The 16249-nt window shown below is 70.8% G+C and carries 14 protein-coding genes; 13 read left to right on the forward strand and 1 reads right to left on the reverse strand.

Annotation, left to right across the window (positions count from 1 at the left end; translation table 11 throughout):
* Positions 1 to 11 precede the first annotated feature (11 nt).
* The 13 genes from araD1 (at position 12) to FNF32_RS07640 (ending at position 15349) form a co-directional block, all read left to right on the forward strand.
* Positions 12 to 1010, forward strand: coding sequence for an AraD1 family protein (gene araD1, locus FNF32_RS07580; RefSeq protein ID WP_131674548.1), 999 nt, complete (start codon positions 12 to 14; stop codon positions 1008 to 1010).
* Positions 1010 to 2752: an L-arabinonate dehydratase gene (araD, locus tag FNF32_RS07585; RefSeq protein ID WP_131674547.1), complete on the forward strand. Its 1743-nt coding sequence runs from the start codon at positions 1010 to 1012 to the stop codon at positions 2750 to 2752. Before araD1 ends, araD begins: the two co-directional genes overlap by 1 nt.
* Before the next feature lie 25 nt (positions 2753 to 2777).
* On the forward strand, positions 2778 to 3704 hold the full coding sequence (locus FNF32_RS07590; protein WP_131674546.1) for a Gfo/Idh/MocA family protein: 927 nt from the start codon (positions 2778 to 2780) through the stop codon (positions 3702 to 3704).
* Between the two features lie 2 nt (positions 3705 to 3706).
* Entirely contained in the window at positions 3707 to 5227 is a 1521-nt protein-coding gene (locus FNF32_RS07595) for an aldehyde dehydrogenase (NADP(+)) (protein WP_131674545.1), read from the forward strand.
* On the forward strand, positions 5224 to 6147 hold the full coding sequence (locus tag FNF32_RS07600) for a 2-dehydro-3-deoxygalactonokinase (RefSeq protein ID WP_246087735.1): 924 nt from the start codon (positions 5224 to 5226) through the stop codon (positions 6145 to 6147). The genes FNF32_RS07595 and FNF32_RS07600 overlap by 4 nt, the downstream gene beginning before the upstream one ends.
* Positions 6144 to 6758 carry a 2-dehydro-3-deoxy-6-phosphogalactonate aldolase gene (locus tag FNF32_RS07605; protein WP_131674544.1) on the forward strand — a complete coding sequence of 205 codons (615 nt, stop codon included), beginning with the start codon at positions 6144 to 6146 and terminating at the stop codon, positions 6756 to 6758. Before FNF32_RS07600 ends, FNF32_RS07605 begins: the two co-directional genes overlap by 4 nt.
* Positions 6755 to 7600 carry an SMP-30/gluconolactonase/LRE family protein gene (locus FNF32_RS07610; RefSeq protein WP_131674543.1) on the forward strand — a complete coding sequence of 282 codons (846 nt, stop codon included), beginning with the start codon at positions 6755 to 6757 and terminating at the stop codon, positions 7598 to 7600. Before FNF32_RS07605 ends, FNF32_RS07610 begins: the two co-directional genes overlap by 4 nt.
* On the forward strand, positions 7597 to 8709 hold the full coding sequence (locus FNF32_RS07615; protein WP_221930682.1) for an aldose epimerase family protein: 1113 nt from the start codon (positions 7597 to 7599) through the stop codon (positions 8707 to 8709). The genes FNF32_RS07610 and FNF32_RS07615 overlap by 4 nt, the downstream gene beginning before the upstream one ends.
* Positions 8706 to 9656, forward strand: a complete 951-nt coding sequence (ytfQ, locus tag FNF32_RS07620; protein WP_131674542.1) for a galactofuranose ABC transporter, galactofuranose-binding protein YtfQ — start codon at positions 8706 to 8708, stop codon at positions 9654 to 9656. The genes FNF32_RS07615 and ytfQ overlap by 4 nt, the downstream gene beginning before the upstream one ends.
* A 73-nt stretch (positions 9657 to 9729) precedes the next feature.
* Positions 9730 to 11259: a sugar ABC transporter ATP-binding protein gene (locus FNF32_RS07625; RefSeq protein WP_131674541.1), complete on the forward strand. Its 1530-nt coding sequence runs from the start codon at positions 9730 to 9732 to the stop codon at positions 11257 to 11259.
* Positions 11259 to 12272, forward strand: coding sequence for an ABC transporter permease (locus tag FNF32_RS07630; RefSeq protein WP_131674540.1), 1014 nt, complete (start codon positions 11259 to 11261; stop codon positions 12270 to 12272). The genes FNF32_RS07625 and FNF32_RS07630 overlap by 1 nt, the downstream gene beginning before the upstream one ends.
* Positions 12269 to 13234 carry a galactofuranose ABC transporter, permease protein YjfF gene (gene yjfF / locus FNF32_RS07635; RefSeq protein WP_131674539.1) on the forward strand — a complete coding sequence of 322 codons (966 nt, stop codon included), beginning with the start codon at positions 12269 to 12271 and terminating at the stop codon, positions 13232 to 13234. The genes FNF32_RS07630 and yjfF overlap by 4 nt, the downstream gene beginning before the upstream one ends.
* A 243-nt stretch (positions 13235 to 13477) precedes the next feature.
* Positions 13478 to 15349 carry a calcium-binding protein gene (locus FNF32_RS07640; protein ID WP_143796552.1) on the forward strand — a complete coding sequence of 624 codons (1872 nt, stop codon included), beginning with the start codon at positions 13478 to 13480 and terminating at the stop codon, positions 15347 to 15349.
* Positions 15350 to 15400: 51 nt separating this feature from the next.
* On the opposite strand, the gene FNF32_RS07645 is transcribed toward FNF32_RS07640, so the two are convergent.
* On the reverse strand, positions 15401 to 16225 hold the full coding sequence (locus FNF32_RS07645; RefSeq protein WP_221930683.1) for an NAD(P)-binding domain-containing protein: 825 nt from the start codon (positions 16223 to 16225) through the stop codon (positions 15401 to 15403).
* Between the last annotated feature and the right edge of the window lie 24 nt (positions 16226 to 16249).

Raw genomic sequence — 16249 nt, forward strand, 5'->3', positions numbered from 1 at the left:
AAGGGCGCGCCATGCTGCTGTCGCAGATGACCACACATGACGGCCGCCGCGCGGTCGTCGTGCGAAACGGCACCGAAGCGCACGAGGTCGAGGGCGTGGCCACGACCCGCGAACTGGCGCTGGCCTGCATCGAGGCGGGGCAGGGGCTCGCCGCCCATCTTCAGGCGCGCAGGCCCGGACCCGCCGTGGATCTCGCCGCCGCGCTGGCCGAGGGGCGGGTGCTGCCCCCCATCGACCACCCCGATCCCGCGCATCTTCTGGTGACGGGCACGGGGCTGACGCATCTCGGGTCCGCCGCGACCCGCGACGCCATGCACCGCGAGGGCGGCAAGGCCGACACGCCGGACACCGATTCAATGCGGATGTTCCGCATGGGGGTCGAGGGCGGGCGCCCCGCCGACGGCGCCGTGGGGGTGCAGCCCGAATGGTTCTACAAGGGCAACGGCGACATCGTGGCCGCGCCCGGCGCCGCGCTGAACGCGCCCGCCTTCGCCCAGGACGGCGGCGAGGAGCCCGAGATCGCCGGGATCTACGTCATCGGCGCCGACGGCACGCCCTTCCGCTTCGGCTTCGCGCTGGCGAACGAGTTCTCGGACCATGTGATGGAACGGGTGAACTATCTCTACCTCGCCCATTCCAAGCTGCGGCAGGCAAGCTTCGGGCCCGAGCTGCTGGTGGGCCCGCTGCCGCGCGACGTGCGCGGCACCTCGCGCATCCGCCGCGCGGGCGAGGTCATCTTCGAACAGCCATTCCTTTCGGGCGAGGACAACATGTCGCACACCATCGCGAACCTGGAACACCACCACTTCAAGTACGACCTGTTCCGCCGCCCAGGCGACGTGCATGTCCACATGTTCGGCACCGCCACCCTGTCGTTTGCCGCCGGTCTCAGCTGCCAGTCGGGCGACGTGTTCGAGATCGAGGCGCCGGGCTTCGGCCTGCCGCTGACGAACCCGCTGCGGACGGCCGACCCGGCAACGTTGCTGCCCGCGCGGGCGAGGGCGCTCTGATGGCGTTCACCCCCGCACCCTGGCCGCGTCGCCTGCGTTCGCAGGAATGGTACGGCGGCACCTCGCGCGACGCGATCTATCACCGGGGCTGGCTGAAGAACCAGGGCTACCCGCACGACCTGTTCGACGGCCGTCCCGTGATCGGCATCATGAACACGTGGTCCGACCTGACCCCCTGCAACGGCCACCTGCGCGAGCTTGCGGAAAAGGTGAAGGCCGGGGTGTGGGAAGCAGGCGGCTTCCCGGTCGAGGTGCCCGTGTTCTCGGCCAGCGAAAGCACCTTCCGTCCCACGGCGATGATGTTCCGCAACCTCGCCGCGATGGCGGTCGAGGAGGCGATGCGCGGCCAGCCCATCGACGGCGCGGTGCTGATGGTCGGCTGCGACAAGACCACGCCCAGCCTTCTGATGGGTGCCGCGTCCACCGACATCCCCTCGATCGTCGTCACCGGGGGGCCGATGCTCAACGGCTGGTTCCGGGGCGAACGGGTAGGGTCGGGCACGCATCTGTGGAAGTTCTCGGAAGCCGTGAAGGCGGGCGAGATGACGCAGGACGAGTTCCTTGAGGCCGAGGCGTCGATGAGCCGGTCCACCGGCACCTGCAACACCATGGGAACCGCCAGCACCATGGCCAGCATGGCCGAGGCGCTGGGGATGGCGCTTTCGGGCAACGCCGCGATCCCGGCGGTGGACTCGCGCCGCCGCACGATGGCGCAGATGACGGGCCGGCGGATCGTCCAGATGGTCAAGGACGACCTGAAACCGTCCGACATCATGACCCGCGCCGCGTTCGAGAACGCGATCCGCTGCAACGGCGCCATCGGCGGATCGACCAACGCGGTGATCCACCTGCTGGCGATGGCAGGGCGCGTGGGCGTGGACCTGACGCTGGACGACTGGGACCGGCTGGGGCGCGACGTGCCGACGATCGTGAACCTGATGCCGTCGGGCAAGTACCTGATGGAGGAGTTCTTCTACGCCGGCGGCCTGCCCGTGGTCCTCAGGCGGCTGGGCGAGGGGGGGCTGCTGAATCGCGACGCCCTGACGGTCAGCGGCCAGACCGCGTGGGAACAGGTGAAGGACGCGCGGAACTGGAACGAGGACGTGATCCTGCCGGTCGAACGCGCGCTGACCGCGCATGGCGGGATCGTCGTCCTGCGCGGCAATCTCGCGCCTGACGGGGCGGTGCTGAAACCCTCGGCCGCCAGCCCCCACCTGATGAAACATCGCGGCCGCGCCGTCGTGTTCGAGGACATCGACGACTACAAGGCACGCATCAACGACGAGGCGCTGGATATCGACGAGGACTGCGTGATGGTCCTCAAGAACTGCGGTCCGCGCGGCTATCCGGGAATGCCCGAGGTCGGCAACATGGGCCTGCCGCCCAAGGTGCTGCGGAAAGGGATCACCGACATGGTGCGGATATCGGACGCGCGCATGTCGGGGACGGCTTATGGCACGGTGCTGTTGCACACCTCGCCCGAGGCGGCGGCGGGCGGCCCGCTGGCCATCGTCCGCACCGGCGACATGATCGAGATCGACGTGGACGCGCGCCGCGTGCATCTGGACGTGCCCGAGGCCGAGATCGCAGCGCGGCTGGCGGCGTGGAAAACCTCGGTGCCGCAGCCGAAAGGGGGCTACGCCCGCATCTTCCACGACCACGTGCAGGGCGCGGACAAGGGCGCGGACTTCGACTTTCTGGTCGGCTGCCGGGGCGCGGAGGTTGGCCGTGACAGCCACTGACGTGACAGCCACAACAGCCGCAGGCTTGACGCAGATCGCGATCGTGGGACTGGGCAAGATCGCCGTGGACCAGCACGTGCCCTCGATCGCCCGCAGCCCCGCGTTCCACCTTGCCGCGACGGTCAGCCGCAACGCCCACGCCGAAGGGGTGGATGCGTTCGAGGACCTGTCCGCGATGCTCGCCGCCCGCCCCGGCATCACCGCCATCGCGCTGTGCGTGCCGCCGCAGGTCCGCTTCGCCCTTGCGCGCGAGGCGCTGCTGGCGGGGCGCGACGTGCTGCTGGAAAAGCCGCCCGGCGCGTCGCTGGCCGAGGTCGCGATCCTGTCGGAACTGGCTGCCGCTTACGGCCGCGTCCTGTACGCGACCTGGCATTCGCGCCACGCGGCAGGGGTCGGACCCGCGCGCGACTGGCTTGCGGACCGCCGCATCACGGGCGCGCGCATCGTCTGGCGCGAGGATGTGCGGCGCTGGCATCCGGGACAGGACTGGATCTGGCAGGCGGGCGGCCTTGGCGTCTTCGACCCCGGCATCAATGCGCTGTCGGTCCTGACCGAGATCCTGCCCGACGCCGTGCGGCTGCGCGGCGCTGAACTGGCGTTCCCGTCGAACCGCGACACGCCGATCGCCGCCCGGCTTGATCTCGTCACCGCCTCAGGCGCGGGGATCGACACCGACTTCGACTGGCGACAGACCGGCCCGCAGACCTGGGACATCACGATCGAAACCGACGACGGCACGCTGGAACTGACCGGCGGCGGGGCGCAGGTGCGTGCGGGGGGCGAGGTTCTGTCCAGCGCCGAGACGCTCGCCAGCGAATACGACGGCATCTACGCCCGCTTCGCCGACCTGATCGCCAGCCGCCGCGCCGACGTGGACATGCGCCCGCAGGTGCTGGTCGCCGACGCCTTCATGCTGGGCCGCCGCGTCGTGACCGACGCATTCGAGGATTGACGATGACACTGACCGGACTGCACCTGATCGCGAGCGAATGGGTGGAAGGGGGCGAAAGCTTCGCCGCCGTGACGATGGGCGACGCCGCGCCGCTGACGGTGCAGAGCGCCGGTTCCGCCGAGGTGCGGCGCGCCGCGCAAGCGGCCGAAGCTGCCTTTGCGGATTTCGCCGCCACCTCGCGCGCCGACCGCGCCGCCTTCCTGCGCGCCATCGCCGAAGGGATCGACGCGCGCCGCGACGCGATCGTCCCCCGCGCCGTGGCCGAGTCCGGCCTGCCCGAGGCGCGGCTGGTGGGCGAGACCGGGCGCACCACCGGCCAGCTGCGGCTCTTCGCTGACCATATCGAGGCGGGGCGCCATCTCGACCTGCGCCACGACCCGGCGCTGCCGGACCGCAAGCCCGCGCCGCGCCCGGACCTGCGGCTGGTGCAGCGCCCGCTTGGGCCTGTTGCGGTGTTCGGCGCGTCGAACTTCCCGCTCGCCTTCTCGACCGCGGGCGGCGACACGGCGTCGGCGCTGGCGGCGGGCTGCCCGGTCATCGTCAAGGGCCACCCGGCCCATCCCGGCACGTCCGAGCTGGTCGCGGGCGCGATCCTGGACGCGATCCGCGCGACCGGCATGCCGCCCGGCGTGTTCGCGCTGTTGCAGGGCGACAGCAACGACCTGGGTCACGCCGTGGTGCGCCATCCGCTCATCAAGGCGGTGGGTTTCACCGGCAGTTTCGGCGCGGGGCGGGCGCTCTTCGACCTGTGCGCCGCGCGGCCCGAGCCGATCCCGTTCTTTGGCGAGCTTGGGGCGGTGAACCCCGTCTTCGTCCTGCCCGCAGCCGCCGCCGCGCGCGGGGGCGCGATCGGCGCGGGCTGGGCCGCGTCGCTGACCATGGGGGTGGGCCAGTTCTGCACCAACCCCGGCGTCGCCTTCGCGATCGACGGCGCGGGCGTGGAGGCGCTCGCCTCGGCCGCCGCCGACGGCGTCTCCCAGACCGCGCCGCAGCCGATGCTGACCCACGGGATCGCTGGCGCCTACCGCGCGGGCATCGCCGCCGCGGCCGCCGCGCCGGGTGTTGCGACCCTCGCCCGCGGCCCCGAAGGCGACGACCGTCACGGCACGCCCGCGCTGTTTCAGGCCGACCGCGCCGCGTGGGAGGCGACGCCCGCGCTGCGGCACGAGAACTTCGGCCCCTCCGGCGTCCTCGTCCGGCTGGCGGATTTCGACGCCATGCTGGCCGAGGCGCAGGGCCTGGACGGGCAGCTGACCTGCACGATCCAGATGGACGACGCCGACGCGGATCTTGCCCGCCGCCTGCTGCCGGTCCTCGAACGCAAGGCGGGGCGCATCCTCTTCAACGGCTTCCCGACCGGGGTCGAGGTCGCCGACGCGATGGTCCACGGCGGCCCCTATCCCGCCAGCACCAACTTCGGCGCGACCTCGGTCGGGACGCTCGCGATCCGCCGATTCCTGCGGCCGGTGTGTTTTCAGGACATGCCGGCGGCGCTGCTGCCGGACGACCTGGCGGGGGCATGACGATGAACGCGCGGCTGGAAGGTCTCGACTGGATCGCCGCCGACTGGGGCACGACCCGGCTGCGGGTCTGGGCGATGGGCGCGGACGGCCGGGTGCTGGCCCGTGCCGGGTCGGATCGCGGGATGGGGCAGCTGGACCGGGCGGGATACGGGCCTGCGCTTCTGGACCTCGTCGGGCCTTGGCTGGGGGATCGCCCCGATCCCGTGCCGGTGCTGGTCTGCGGCATGGCCGGGGCGCGCAGCGGCTGGGCCGAGGCCGCGTATCGCGCGGTCCCCTGCGCGCCGCTCGATCCCGCAAGCGCCACACGGCCCGACGGCGCGGACCCGCGCCTGTCGGTCCTGATCCTGCCGGGGCTCAGCCAGTCCGCGCCGCCCGACGTCATGCGCGGCGAGGAAACCCAGCTCGCCGGGCTGATCGCCGCGCGCCCCGGCTGGAACGGCGTCGCCTGCTTGCCCGGCACCCACAGCAAATGGGCGCGAATCGAAGACGGCCGCGTCACCGCATTCCGCACCTTCATGACCGGCGAGCTTTACGCGCTGCTGGCAGGCCAGTCGGTCCTGCGCCTGTCGGTGATGGACGCGGAACCCGACCTGCCGGCCTTCGACACGGCGGCGGCCAGCGGGGCCGGTCTCGCCGATCTTTTTTCCGTGCGCGCCGCCGGGCTTCTGGGCGACGTGCCTGCGGCTGCGGCGGCCGGGCGTTTGTCGGGCCTGCTGGTCGGGGCCGAGATCGCGGCGGCCGAGGCATTCCGTGCAGGCGCGCCGCTTGCGCTGGTTGGCGCGCCCGCGCTGACCTCGCTTTACGCCCGCGCGCTGGCTGCGTGGGACGCGGGCGATCCGCCCCTTATATTCGACGGCAGCGAGATGGCGCTGGCCGGGCTGACCGCGGCGCGCGCCGCCCTGACGAAGGTTCCCGCATGACCGACCACCTGCCCCTGATCGCGATCTTGCGCGGCTTGACCCCGCGCGACGCCGCGCCCGTGGCCGAGGCGCTGATCGGCGCGGGCATCACCATGATCGAGGTGCCGCTGAACTCTCCCGATCCGCTGGACAGTATCGCGGCCATCGCCCGGCTCGCGGGCGACAATGCCGTGGTGGGCGCGGGGACGGTGCTGACGGCGGCGCAGGTGGGGCAGGTGCAGGACGCGGGCGGCACCCTGATCGTGTCGCCGAACGCGGACCCCGCCGTGATCGCCGAAACTCGTGCGCGCGGGATGCAAAGCTGTCCCGGCGTCTTTACCGCGACGGAATGTTTTGCGGCGCTTGCCGCGGGCGCGGACGTGCTGAAGCTGTTTCCCGCCGACCGCGCGGGGACCGGGATGCTCAAGGCGCTGCTGGCCGTGCTGCCGCAGGGCCAGCCGGTCTATGCGGTGGGCGGCGTGGATGCGGGCAACTTCGCCGAGTGGCGTCGGGCGGGCGCGTCCGGCTTTGGCATCGGCAGCGCGCTTTACCGCCCCGGCGACGTGGCGGCGACGGTGGGGATGCGCGCGCGCGAGATGGTCGCGGCGTGGCACGCGGGTGACGTCGCATGACCGGCGCCCGCGTCTTCGACCCGCGCGCCTGCGAACTGGGCGAGGGGGCCTTCTGGCACCCCGCGCGCGGGCAGGTCTTCTGGTTCGACATTGCGGCAAGCCGCCTGATGTCCACGGACGGGGCGGCATGGGATTTCGACCGCACTGTCACCGCCTGCGGCTGGATCGACCGCGACCGGCTGCTGGTCGCGTCGGACACGGCGCTGATCGACTTTGACCTGCGCGACGGAACCCGCCGCGACGTCTGCCCGGTCGAGGCGGACAGGCCGGAAAACCGCAGCAACGACGGCCGCGCCGATCCGATGGGCGGGTTCTGGATCGGCACCATGGCGCGCGAAAAGACAAAGAATGCAGGCGCGATCTATCGCCTGCATCGCGGCGAGTTGCGGGTGATCCGCGCGGGCGTCACGATCCCGAACTCGATCTGCTTCGCCCCTGACGGCCGGCGCGGCTATTTCTCGGACACCAGCGAACAGCGGGTCTGGACGGTCGCGCTGGACGCGGATGGCTGGCCCGAGGGCGAGCCGAGGGTTTTCATCGACCTGTCGGGCGAGGGGCTGGACCCGGACGGCGCCGTGACGGATGCCGAGGGGCTGATTTGGATCGCCCAGTGGGGCGCGGGCCGCGTCGCCTGCCACGCGCCGGACGGCAGTTTCCTGCGCTCTTTCGACGTGCCCGCCACGAACCCGACCTGTCCGGCCTTCATCGGCGAAGGGCTGGACCGGCTGATCGTCACGACCGCGCGCGAGGACCTCGCACCGCCCACCGACGACGATGGCCGCACCTTCGTGATCGACGCGCCGGGCGCGGTCGGCCGCGCCGAGCCAAGGGTCGTGCTGTGACCGCCGCGCGCGCGCCCCAGGCCTTCGATCCGGGCGCGCGCGCGGTGTTCGGCACCACCGCCGACGGGCGGCGGGTGGACCGCGTGGCGATCGCGGGCCACGGCCTGTCGGTCGGGCTGATCACCTGTGGGGCTACGATCCAGGACGTGCGTCTGGCGGGTTATCCGCAGCCTCTGGTGCTGGGCTACCCCACGTTCCCGCCCTACCTGGTCGAGGGCAAGTCCTGCGGGGCGATCGTGGGCCGCTTCGCCAACCGGATCGGCGGCGCCTCAGCCTTTATCGGTGGGGCGCAGCGGCGGCTGGACGCGAACTTCCTGGGCCGCCACACGCTGCACGGCGGCAGCGACGGCACCGGGGTGCGGCTGTGGCGGCTGGTGGACGCGGGCCCGGATCATGCCACCATGGCCGACACGCTGCCCGACGGCCACATGGGCTTTCCCGGCCAGCTGGAGGTCGCGGTCACCTATCGCATCGTGCCCGGCCCGGCGCTTGAGATCGGGATCACCGCCACCACCGACGCCGAGACGGTCTGCAACTTCGCGACCCACGGCTACTGGAACCTCGACGGGCGCGAGGACATTTCCGCGCATGTCTTCCAGTGCGACGCGCCGTGGTTCGCGCCGGTGGATGACGAGCTGATCCCGACCGGCGATCCAGGTCCGGTCAGCGGCACCCGCCACGACTGGCGGCAGGGCGCACGGATGGCGGATCGCCTTCATGCCGGGCTGATCGACGTGAGCCTGCATCTGTCGGACCGGCGCGCGGCCGTGCCCCGGCCCGTGGCGCGGCTTTCGGCATCGGATGGGCCGACGCTGACGGTCGAGACGACCGAGCCCGCGATCCAGGTCTATGCGGGCGCGCATCTGAACGGCGGCGCGCCGGGCCTCACGGGCCAGCCCTACGCACGTTTCGCGGGCCTTGCGCTGGAACCGCAGGTCGGCCCCGACGCGCCCAACCGGCCGGGCTATCCCGACCCGGTCCTGCGCGTGGGCGAGACCTACCGCCAGGTCACCCGTTTCCGTTTCACGCCCGGCGAGGAGGCCGGGCTGAAAGCCCCCGCGCGGGGGCAGGCCGGGGCGCCCAGCCCCATGGAGGAGGACAAAGGATGAAACTGTTCGCAGCGGCCCTGCTGGCCACCACCGCGCTTGGCGGCGGGGCGGCGCTGGCCCAGACCGTCGGCTTCGCCCAGATCGGATCGGAATCCGGCTGGCGCGCGGCCGAGACCACCGTGACGCGGGAAGAGGCCGAAAAGCGCGGCATCGACCTGAAATTCGCCGACGCCCAGCAAAAACAGGAAAACCAGATCAAGGCGGTCCGGGGCTTCATCGCGCAAGGCGTGGACGCGATCCTGCTTGCCCCGGTCGTCGCCACCGGGTGGGACGAAGTCCTGAAGGAAGCGCAGGAGGCCGAGATCCCGGTCGTACTGCTGGACCGGCAGGTGGATTCGCCCGACACGATGTACCTGACCGCCGTGGGCTCCGACCTCGTCCACGAAGGCAAGGTCGCGGGCGAGTGGCTGGCAACGGACGTGGGTGACCAGCCCTGCAACGTGGTCGAGCTGCAAGGCACCACCGGCTCGTCCCCCGCGATCAAGCGCAAGCAGGGCTTCGAGGAAGGGATCGCCGGGCACGACAACATAAAGATCGTGCGCAGTCAGACGGGCGATTTCACCCGCGCCAAGGGCAAGGAGGTGATGGAAAGCTTCCTCAAGGCCGAGGACGGCGGCAAGAACATCTGCGCGCTCTACGCCCACAACGACGACATGGCGGTGGGCGCGATCCAGGCGATCAAGGAAGCGGGGCTGAAGCCCGGCACCGACATCAAGGTCGTCTCGATCGACGCCGTGCCCGACATCTTCCAGGCGATGGTCGCGGGCGAGGCGAACGCCACGGTCGAGCTGACGCCCAACATGGCCGCGCCCGCCTTCGACGCGCTCGACGCCTACTGGAAGAACAAGACCGAGCCCGCGAAGTTCATCCAGACGGAGTCGAAACTGTACACGCAGGCGGACGATCCGCAGGCGGTCTACGACAGCAAGAAGGACCTTGGCTACTGAGCTTCGCTGGAACCGGGGCGGCCTTCGCGGGCCGTTCCGGCACCGGCGCACTGGGCGCGAAAGGGACGCGGCAATGACCCGACTGATCGAGGCACGCGGCCTCACCAAGCTGTTCCCCGGCACGCGGGCGCTCGACGGCGTGGATTTCGACCTGGAACGGGGCGAGGTGCACGCGCTGCTGGGCGAGAACGGGGCGGGCAAGTCCACGCTCATCAAGTGCCTGACCGGCGCCTATCGCCGCGACGGCGGCACCGTGGCGCTCGACGGCGCGGCGATCGACCCGCGCACCACGGCCGACGCGCAGCGGCTGGGGATCGGGACGGTTTACCAAGAGGTGAACCTGCTGCCGAACCTGACCGTGGCTGAGAACCTGATGCTGGGCCGCCAGCCGGTGCGCGGCGGCATGATCCGGGGCCGCGCGCAGTCGCGGGCGGCAAGAGACGTGTTGTCCGCCTATGGGCTGTCGATCGACGTGACCCGGCCGCTTGCCGCCTATTCCGTGGCGGTCCAGCAGATCGTCGCCATCGCGCGCGCGGTCGCCCTGTCGGGCAAGGTCCTGATCCTCGACGAGCCGACCGCGAGCCTTGATGCGCGCGAGGTCGCGGGGCTGTTCCGCATCATCCGCGACCTGAAAGACCGGGGGCTCGCGGTCGTCTTCATCTCGCATTTCCTTGATCAGGTCTATGCGATCGCGGACCGGGTCACCGTCCTGCGGAACGGGCGCAATGCCGGCGGCGGGCGCACGGCTGACCTCGACCGGCTGGCGCTCGTCCAGATGATGCTGGGGCATGAACTGCACGCGGTCGAGGGGACGCGGGCGCGGCCCGTGGCTCCCGACGCGCCGGTTGCCGCCGCGTTCAACGGTTTCGGCAAGCGGGGCGCGGTCGAGCTGTTCTCGCTGACCGTGCGCCGGGGCGAGGCGGTGGGGCTTGCGGGCCTCTTGGGGTCCGGGCGCACCGAGACGGCCGAGACGATCTTCGGCATCACCCCGCACGACAGCGGCACCGCGCAAGCCGCGGGCCGCCCCGCGTCGCTGCGCAACCCGCGCGAGGCGATCCGTGCAGGCTTCGGCTTCTGCCCCGAGGACCGCAAGACCGACGGCATCGTGGGCGAGCTGACGGTGCGCGAGAACATCCTGCTGGCGCTGCAGGCCGGCCGCGGCTGGTCGCGCCCGGTCGCGCGCGCGGAACAGGGCCGCATCGCCGCCGACTACATCCGCCGCCTCGACATCCGCACGCCGTCCGCCGAAAAGCCGGTGGGGCAGCTGTCGGGCGGGAACCAGCAAAAGGTGATCCTCGCCCGCTGGCTGCTGATGAACCCCGACTTCCTGATCCTCGACGAGCCCACGCGCGGCATCGACGTGGGCGCGCATGCCGAGATCATCCGCGTGATCGAGGAGCTGTGCGCGCAGGGCATGTCGCTGCTGGTGATCTCGTCCGAGCTGGAGGAGCTTTCGACCTACGCCCACCGGGTCATCGTGCTGCGCGACCGCGCGCAGGTCGCCGAACTGGTGGGCGAGGACGTGGCCGCCGAGCGCATTGTGCAGGCCATCGCTGCGACACCCGCGCCGGCCCCCGGCCATGCCACCGCGGGCGCCGCGTGATGGGGCAGCTTTTCGCCCGGATCGCGCCGATGCTGGCGACGCTTGTCGTGCTGGTGATCGCCATCACGGTGCTGATGCCGGGCTTTCTGGACATCTCGATCGCCAACGGCCGCCTTTACGGCAGCCCGATCGACGTGCTGAACCGGGGCGCGCCAGTGGCGCTGCTGGCCATCGGGATGACGCTGGTGATCGCGACGGGCGGCATCGACCTGAGCGTGGGCGCGGTCATGGCCATCGCGGGTGCCGTGGCCGCCCGCGCCATCACGGACGGCTATGGCCTGCCCGCCGCGCTGGGCATGTCGCTGGCGACGGGCCTGGCCTGCGGGTTGTGGAACGGGTTCCTGGTCGCGGTGCTGCGGATCCAGCCCATCGTCGCCACGCTGATCCTGATGGTCGCGGGGCGCGGCATCGCGCAGCTGGTGACGGAAGGGGCGATCCTGACCTTCAACCACCCGGGCCTTGCCTTTCTCGGGTCCGGCGCAATCGGCGCGCTGCCGGTTCCGATCCTGATCTGGATCGCCGCCGCGATCCTCGCGGGCCTCGTCGTCCGCCGCACCGCGCTGGGCTTCATGATCGAGGCGGTGGGCGTCAACCCCCGCGCCTCGTTCCGGGCCGGCGTCAACACCCGCGCGCTGCTGGTCGCGGTCTATGTCGTGTCCGGCCTTTGCGCCGCCGTCGCGGGCGTGATCGTCGCGGCCGACATCCGCGGGGCCGACGCCAACAACGCCGGGCTGTGGCTTGAACTCGACGCGATCCTTGCGGTGGTGATCGGGGGCAACTCGCTGCTTGGCGGGCGGTTTTCCATCCTCGCCTCGCTGATCGGGGCGATGGTCACGCAGACGGTAAACACGGGCATCCTGCTCGCGGGCTTTCCGCCCGAATACAACCTGCTCATCAAGGCGTGGATAGTGCTTGTGATCCTGCTGATCCAGTCGCCGCGCCTGGGGCTTGCCCGACGCATCGGCGCGCGCGTCGGGGCGCGGGGCCGGAACTCCGCCGGGACCTCGCCATGAGCGCGCGGTTCCTGCCGCTCCTCGCGACCTGCGCGATCTTCGTCGCGGCGTACGCGCTGGCGTGGATGCAGTATCCCAACATCCTGTCAACGCGGGTGATCGGCAACCTGCTGACCGACAACGCCTATCTCGGCATCGCGGCGGTGGGGATGACGATCGTGATCCTGTCGGGGGGGATCGACCTCAGCATCGGGTCGGTGATCGCGTTTTCGGGCGTGTTCATTGCCGTCATGCTGCGCGACACCGGGTTGCACCCGCTTGCGGTCTTTGCGCTGCTGCTGGTGCTGACGACGGCGTTCGGGCTGTGCATGGGGGCGCTGATCCACGCGTTGGAGATGCCCGCCTTCATCGTCACGCTGGCGGGCATGTTCATGGCGCGCGGCCTCGCCTACGTCCTGTCGATCGACTCCGTCCCTATCGACCACCCGTTCTTCGACGCGCTGTCGTCCAGCTATTACCTGCTGCCCGGCAAGGGGCGCTTCACGCTGATCGCCGGGGTCATGCTGCTGGTCGTGCTGGCGGGCAGCCTGCTGATCCACCGCACGCCCTTCGGCACAAGGGTCCTGGCGATCGGGGGCGATGCGCGAACCGCCGGGCTGCTGGGGGTCCCGGTCGGGCGCACCATCGTCGCGGTCTACGGGATCTCGGGCTTCTGCGCGGGGTTGGCCGGGATCGTCTTTGCGATCTACACCTCGGCCGGGTACTCGCTGGCGACCGTGGGGACCGAGCTTGACGCCATCGCCGCCGTCGTCATCGGCGGGACGCTGCTGTCAGGCGGGTCGGGGACGGTGCCGGGGACGCTGGTGGGGGTGCTGATCATGGGGCTGATCCAGACCTACATCGTGTTCGACGGCACGCTGTCGAGCTGGTGGACGAGGATCGTGATCGGCGCGCTGCTGTTCGCGTTCATCGTGCTGCAAAAGGGCCTGCTGCGAATCGCCGAGGGCGGCGCACGGGGCTGAGCGGGGGCGCAGTTGCCGCTTTTCCATGTAGCAGCCTAACTAGCGGGCATGTGATGATGCGGGCGAAAGCATCTCTGCAACGCCTTGTTCTGGTGACATAAAAGCCAAACCGCATGTCGGTTCTCCGACCTCAGAAAACGACGACGCAGCGTCAGCCGGGATCATGACGCTACGTCCATCACCGCGGACCCGCCGTCCTGCCGCCTGATGGTCGTCGGAGGAACTTTGGGGAGGGTTCGCGCCATGGGTGCGTTCGACTACAAGAATTACACGATTGACCAGTCGGTGGCGCTTGCGGAGCTTTCGTTCCGGCTGGCGTCGCAGTCGGTGCTTCAGACGAAGATCGCGGGCGTCACCATCGATCAGGCGCTGACCGGGGCGCAGGGGACGCTCGGCGTCGGCGCGATTTCCGGTGGGCCGATGCCGCTGGACCTGCCGGAGGGGTGGCGCGATCTCAGCGCGGCGACCATCGGGCTGCAGGGGGCGCGGATCGACGAGTCAGGCTTCATCAAGATGGAAAGCCCGATCACCGGCTGGGCCGACGGCGGGCCGCAGGTCAAGGTCTATGGTGAATACGGCGCGGACGGGTCGCTCGACCGGGTCTGCATCAGCTTCGTGGCCACCAACAACCTGATCGACGTTGCGGATTACTTCGCGATGAACAACGACGTGCTGACCGCCTGCATGGTGCCGCTGCTGGATGCGCTTGCCGCCTACATGACCTCGCAGGGGCTCTCGGGTGACGACGTGCTGGTCACCGGCTACAGCCTGGGCGGCGGCCTGACGAACCTGATGGCGCGCGGGGCAGATACGCTCGCGGGCGGGTTCTACGCCGACGCGGACTTCGTCGGGCACGAAGCGCCGGTGGTGGTCACCGACGGCAGCGTCCTGAACATCGGCTACGAAAACGACGTCGTCCACCGCCTGACCGGCGAGGCGAGAAGCTTCGACGAGGCGGTTGATCAGGCCGGTCCGGGGCTGTCGAACCCCGACGGCGACTACCACGGCTCGAACGACAACATGGTCATATTCGACGGCAACTACGCCGGGGCGGGCTTGTCGCTGGCCGTGGACAGCCTGTTGAACCCGTTCGGCTGGTGGGCCCATGTCGGCGCGGTGCTGAGCGACGCGGTCGCGCGGATCGGCAACTCCGCGTTTTACGACCTGACCAACGAGGACAGCGCGATCGTCGTGTCGAACTTGGGCGCCGACCTGCGCGGCACCGTCTGGGTCGAGGATAAATCGGCGCCGACCTCGAACCACTACGGCGATCCCGGCTTCATCGTGGGGACCAGCTTCGCGGACCGGCTGCGCGACGGGCAGGCCAACGACTACCTCGACGGCGGCGCGGGCAGCGATGTGATCCGCACCGGGTCGGGCATGAACGTGGTCGAGGGCGGGTCGGGCAACGACACCCTGCGCGTCCTGACGACCGCCGCCGGCGCGTCCGCGTACCGGCTGGCCGACGGCACGCTGGTGGTGGCGACCGCGGACGGGCTGACGCTCGCGCGCGGGATCGAGGATGTGGAGCTGTCGCATTACGGCCCCTTGGGCGTGGTCGAACACGTCACCGACTACTCGATCCAGGGCGACCGGCTCGAAGACGACCACTGGTCGGCGTTCGAGCTGGGCGACCGCGACATCCGCTTCGGCCGCGCGGTCGAGGGCGGCGCGAACGCCGACACGCTGTCGGGGCGCGCGGTGTTCGGGCAGGGCGGCAACGACCGGGTGTCGGGCACGACGGCCAACGACCTGCTGCATGGCGGGCGCGGGCAGGACGTGCTGACGGCGGGCGCGGGCGGTGACCGCCTCTACGGCGCCGAGGACGCGGACCGGCTGGTCGCCGGGACGGGCGGCACCCTGAACGGCGGGCACGGCAATGACGTGTTCGTGTTCACCCCGCAGGCCACCGGCACGGTCACGGTCGAGGACTTCAACCTTGCCGCGCACGAGGCCGACCGGATCTCGCTGACGCAGTTCCGCGACTTCGCGGGCGTGATGGCGGCGGCGCGGCAGGTGGGCGACGCGGTCGATATCCGTGCGGGCGGCCTGACGATCCACATCGAGGATACCCGCCTGTCGGACCTGTCGGCGGACGATTTCCTGTTCGTCTGACGGGCTGACGGTTGAAAGACCGGCGGCGGCTCGCGCGCGCGGGCCGCCGTTTCATCTGATCGCCGCCTTCTCCAGCCCGAGGAACCCGGCCAGCTCGCGCGCCGCAGCCCCACCCGCGCGGTTCGCGCCGATGGTGGACGCGGACGGCCCGTAGCCGACCAGGTGGACGCGCGGGTCCTTCGCAACCCGGGTCGCAAGCCGTCCATCCATCACGATCCCGCCGCCGTCCTCGCGCAGCTGCAACGGCGCGAGATGGTCGAGCGAGCTGCGAAAGCCCGTGCACCACAGGATCACGTCGGCGCGCGTCTCGGACCCGTCGGGCCAGCGCACGCCGGTCTCGGTCAGCGCCTCGAACATCGGCTTGCGGTCCAGGACGCCGCGGTCGCGCATGGCGCGGATCGCGGGCGTCAGGGGCAGGCCGGTGACCGACACGATCGAGGCGGGCGGCAGGCCGCGCCGGACCCGGTCCTCGACCAGCGCCACGGCGGCGCGGCCGTCATCCGCCGTGAAGGGCGCGTCGCGGAACACCGGAGCGGTCCGCGTGACCCAGGTGGTGCGGGTCACGCGCGAAATCTCGTCCAGAAGCTGGATGGCCGAGATGCCTGCGCCCACGACGATGACGTGCTGCCCCGCGAACGCGGCGGCGGTCCGGTAGTCCTTGGTGTGAAGCTGCGCGCCACGGAACAGGTCGCGGCCGGGGTAGTCGGGGATGAAGGGCGTTTCCCAGGTGCCGGTTGCGTTGATGATCCCGCGGGCGGAGAAGACCGCGCGGTCGGTTTCCACCCGCAGCCTTTCGCCCCGGTCGCAGACGACAGTGACCTTGACCGTAAGCGCCACGGCGCTCTCCTCCTGCCGCTGCTGATCTGATCGGTCCATTCTCCGCGGGTGGGCATGGGGCGG

Origin of the sequence: Paracoccus marinus (assembly GCF_007018965.1) — a bacterium.
Classification (GTDB): Bacteria; Pseudomonadota; Alphaproteobacteria; order Rhodobacterales; family Rhodobacteraceae; genus Paracoccus; species Paracoccus marinus.

Excerpts from the sequence above, each read along its gene's own strand:
- araD1 (WP_131674548.1), top strand. The coding sequence starts at position 12 with ATGCTGCTGTCGCAGATGACCACACATGACGGCCGCCGCGCGGTCGTC.
- araD (WP_131674547.1), top strand. The coding sequence starts at position 1,010 with ATGGCGTTCACCCCCGCACCCTGGCCGCGTCGCCTGCGTTCGCAGGAA.
- FNF32_RS07595 (WP_131674545.1), top strand. The coding sequence starts at position 3,707 with ATGACACTGACCGGACTGCACCTGATCGCGAGCGAATGGGTGGAAGGG.
- FNF32_RS07600 (WP_246087735.1), top strand. The coding sequence starts at position 5,224 with ATGACGATGAACGCGCGGCTGGAAGGTCTCGACTGGATCGCCGCCGAC.
- FNF32_RS07605 (WP_131674544.1), top strand. The coding sequence starts at position 6,144 with ATGACCGACCACCTGCCCCTGATCGCGATCTTGCGCGGCTTGACCCCG.
- FNF32_RS07610 (WP_131674543.1), top strand. The coding sequence starts at position 6,755 with ATGACCGGCGCCCGCGTCTTCGACCCGCGCGCCTGCGAACTGGGCGAG.
- ytfQ (WP_131674542.1), top strand. The coding sequence starts at position 8,706 with ATGAAACTGTTCGCAGCGGCCCTGCTGGCCACCACCGCGCTTGGCGGC.
- FNF32_RS07625 (WP_131674541.1), top strand. The coding sequence starts at position 9,730 with ATGACCCGACTGATCGAGGCACGCGGCCTCACCAAGCTGTTCCCCGGC.
- FNF32_RS07630 (WP_131674540.1), top strand. The coding sequence starts at position 11,259 with ATGGGGCAGCTTTTCGCCCGGATCGCGCCGATGCTGGCGACGCTTGTC.
- yjfF (WP_131674539.1), top strand. The coding sequence starts at position 12,269 with ATGAGCGCGCGGTTCCTGCCGCTCCTCGCGACCTGCGCGATCTTCGTC.
- FNF32_RS07640 (WP_143796552.1), top strand. The coding sequence starts at position 13,478 with ATGGGTGCGTTCGACTACAAGAATTACACGATTGACCAGTCGGTGGCG.
- FNF32_RS07645 (WP_221930683.1), bottom strand. The coding sequence starts at position 16,225 with ATGGACCGATCAGATCAGCAGCGGCAGGAGGAGAGCGCCGTGGCGCTT.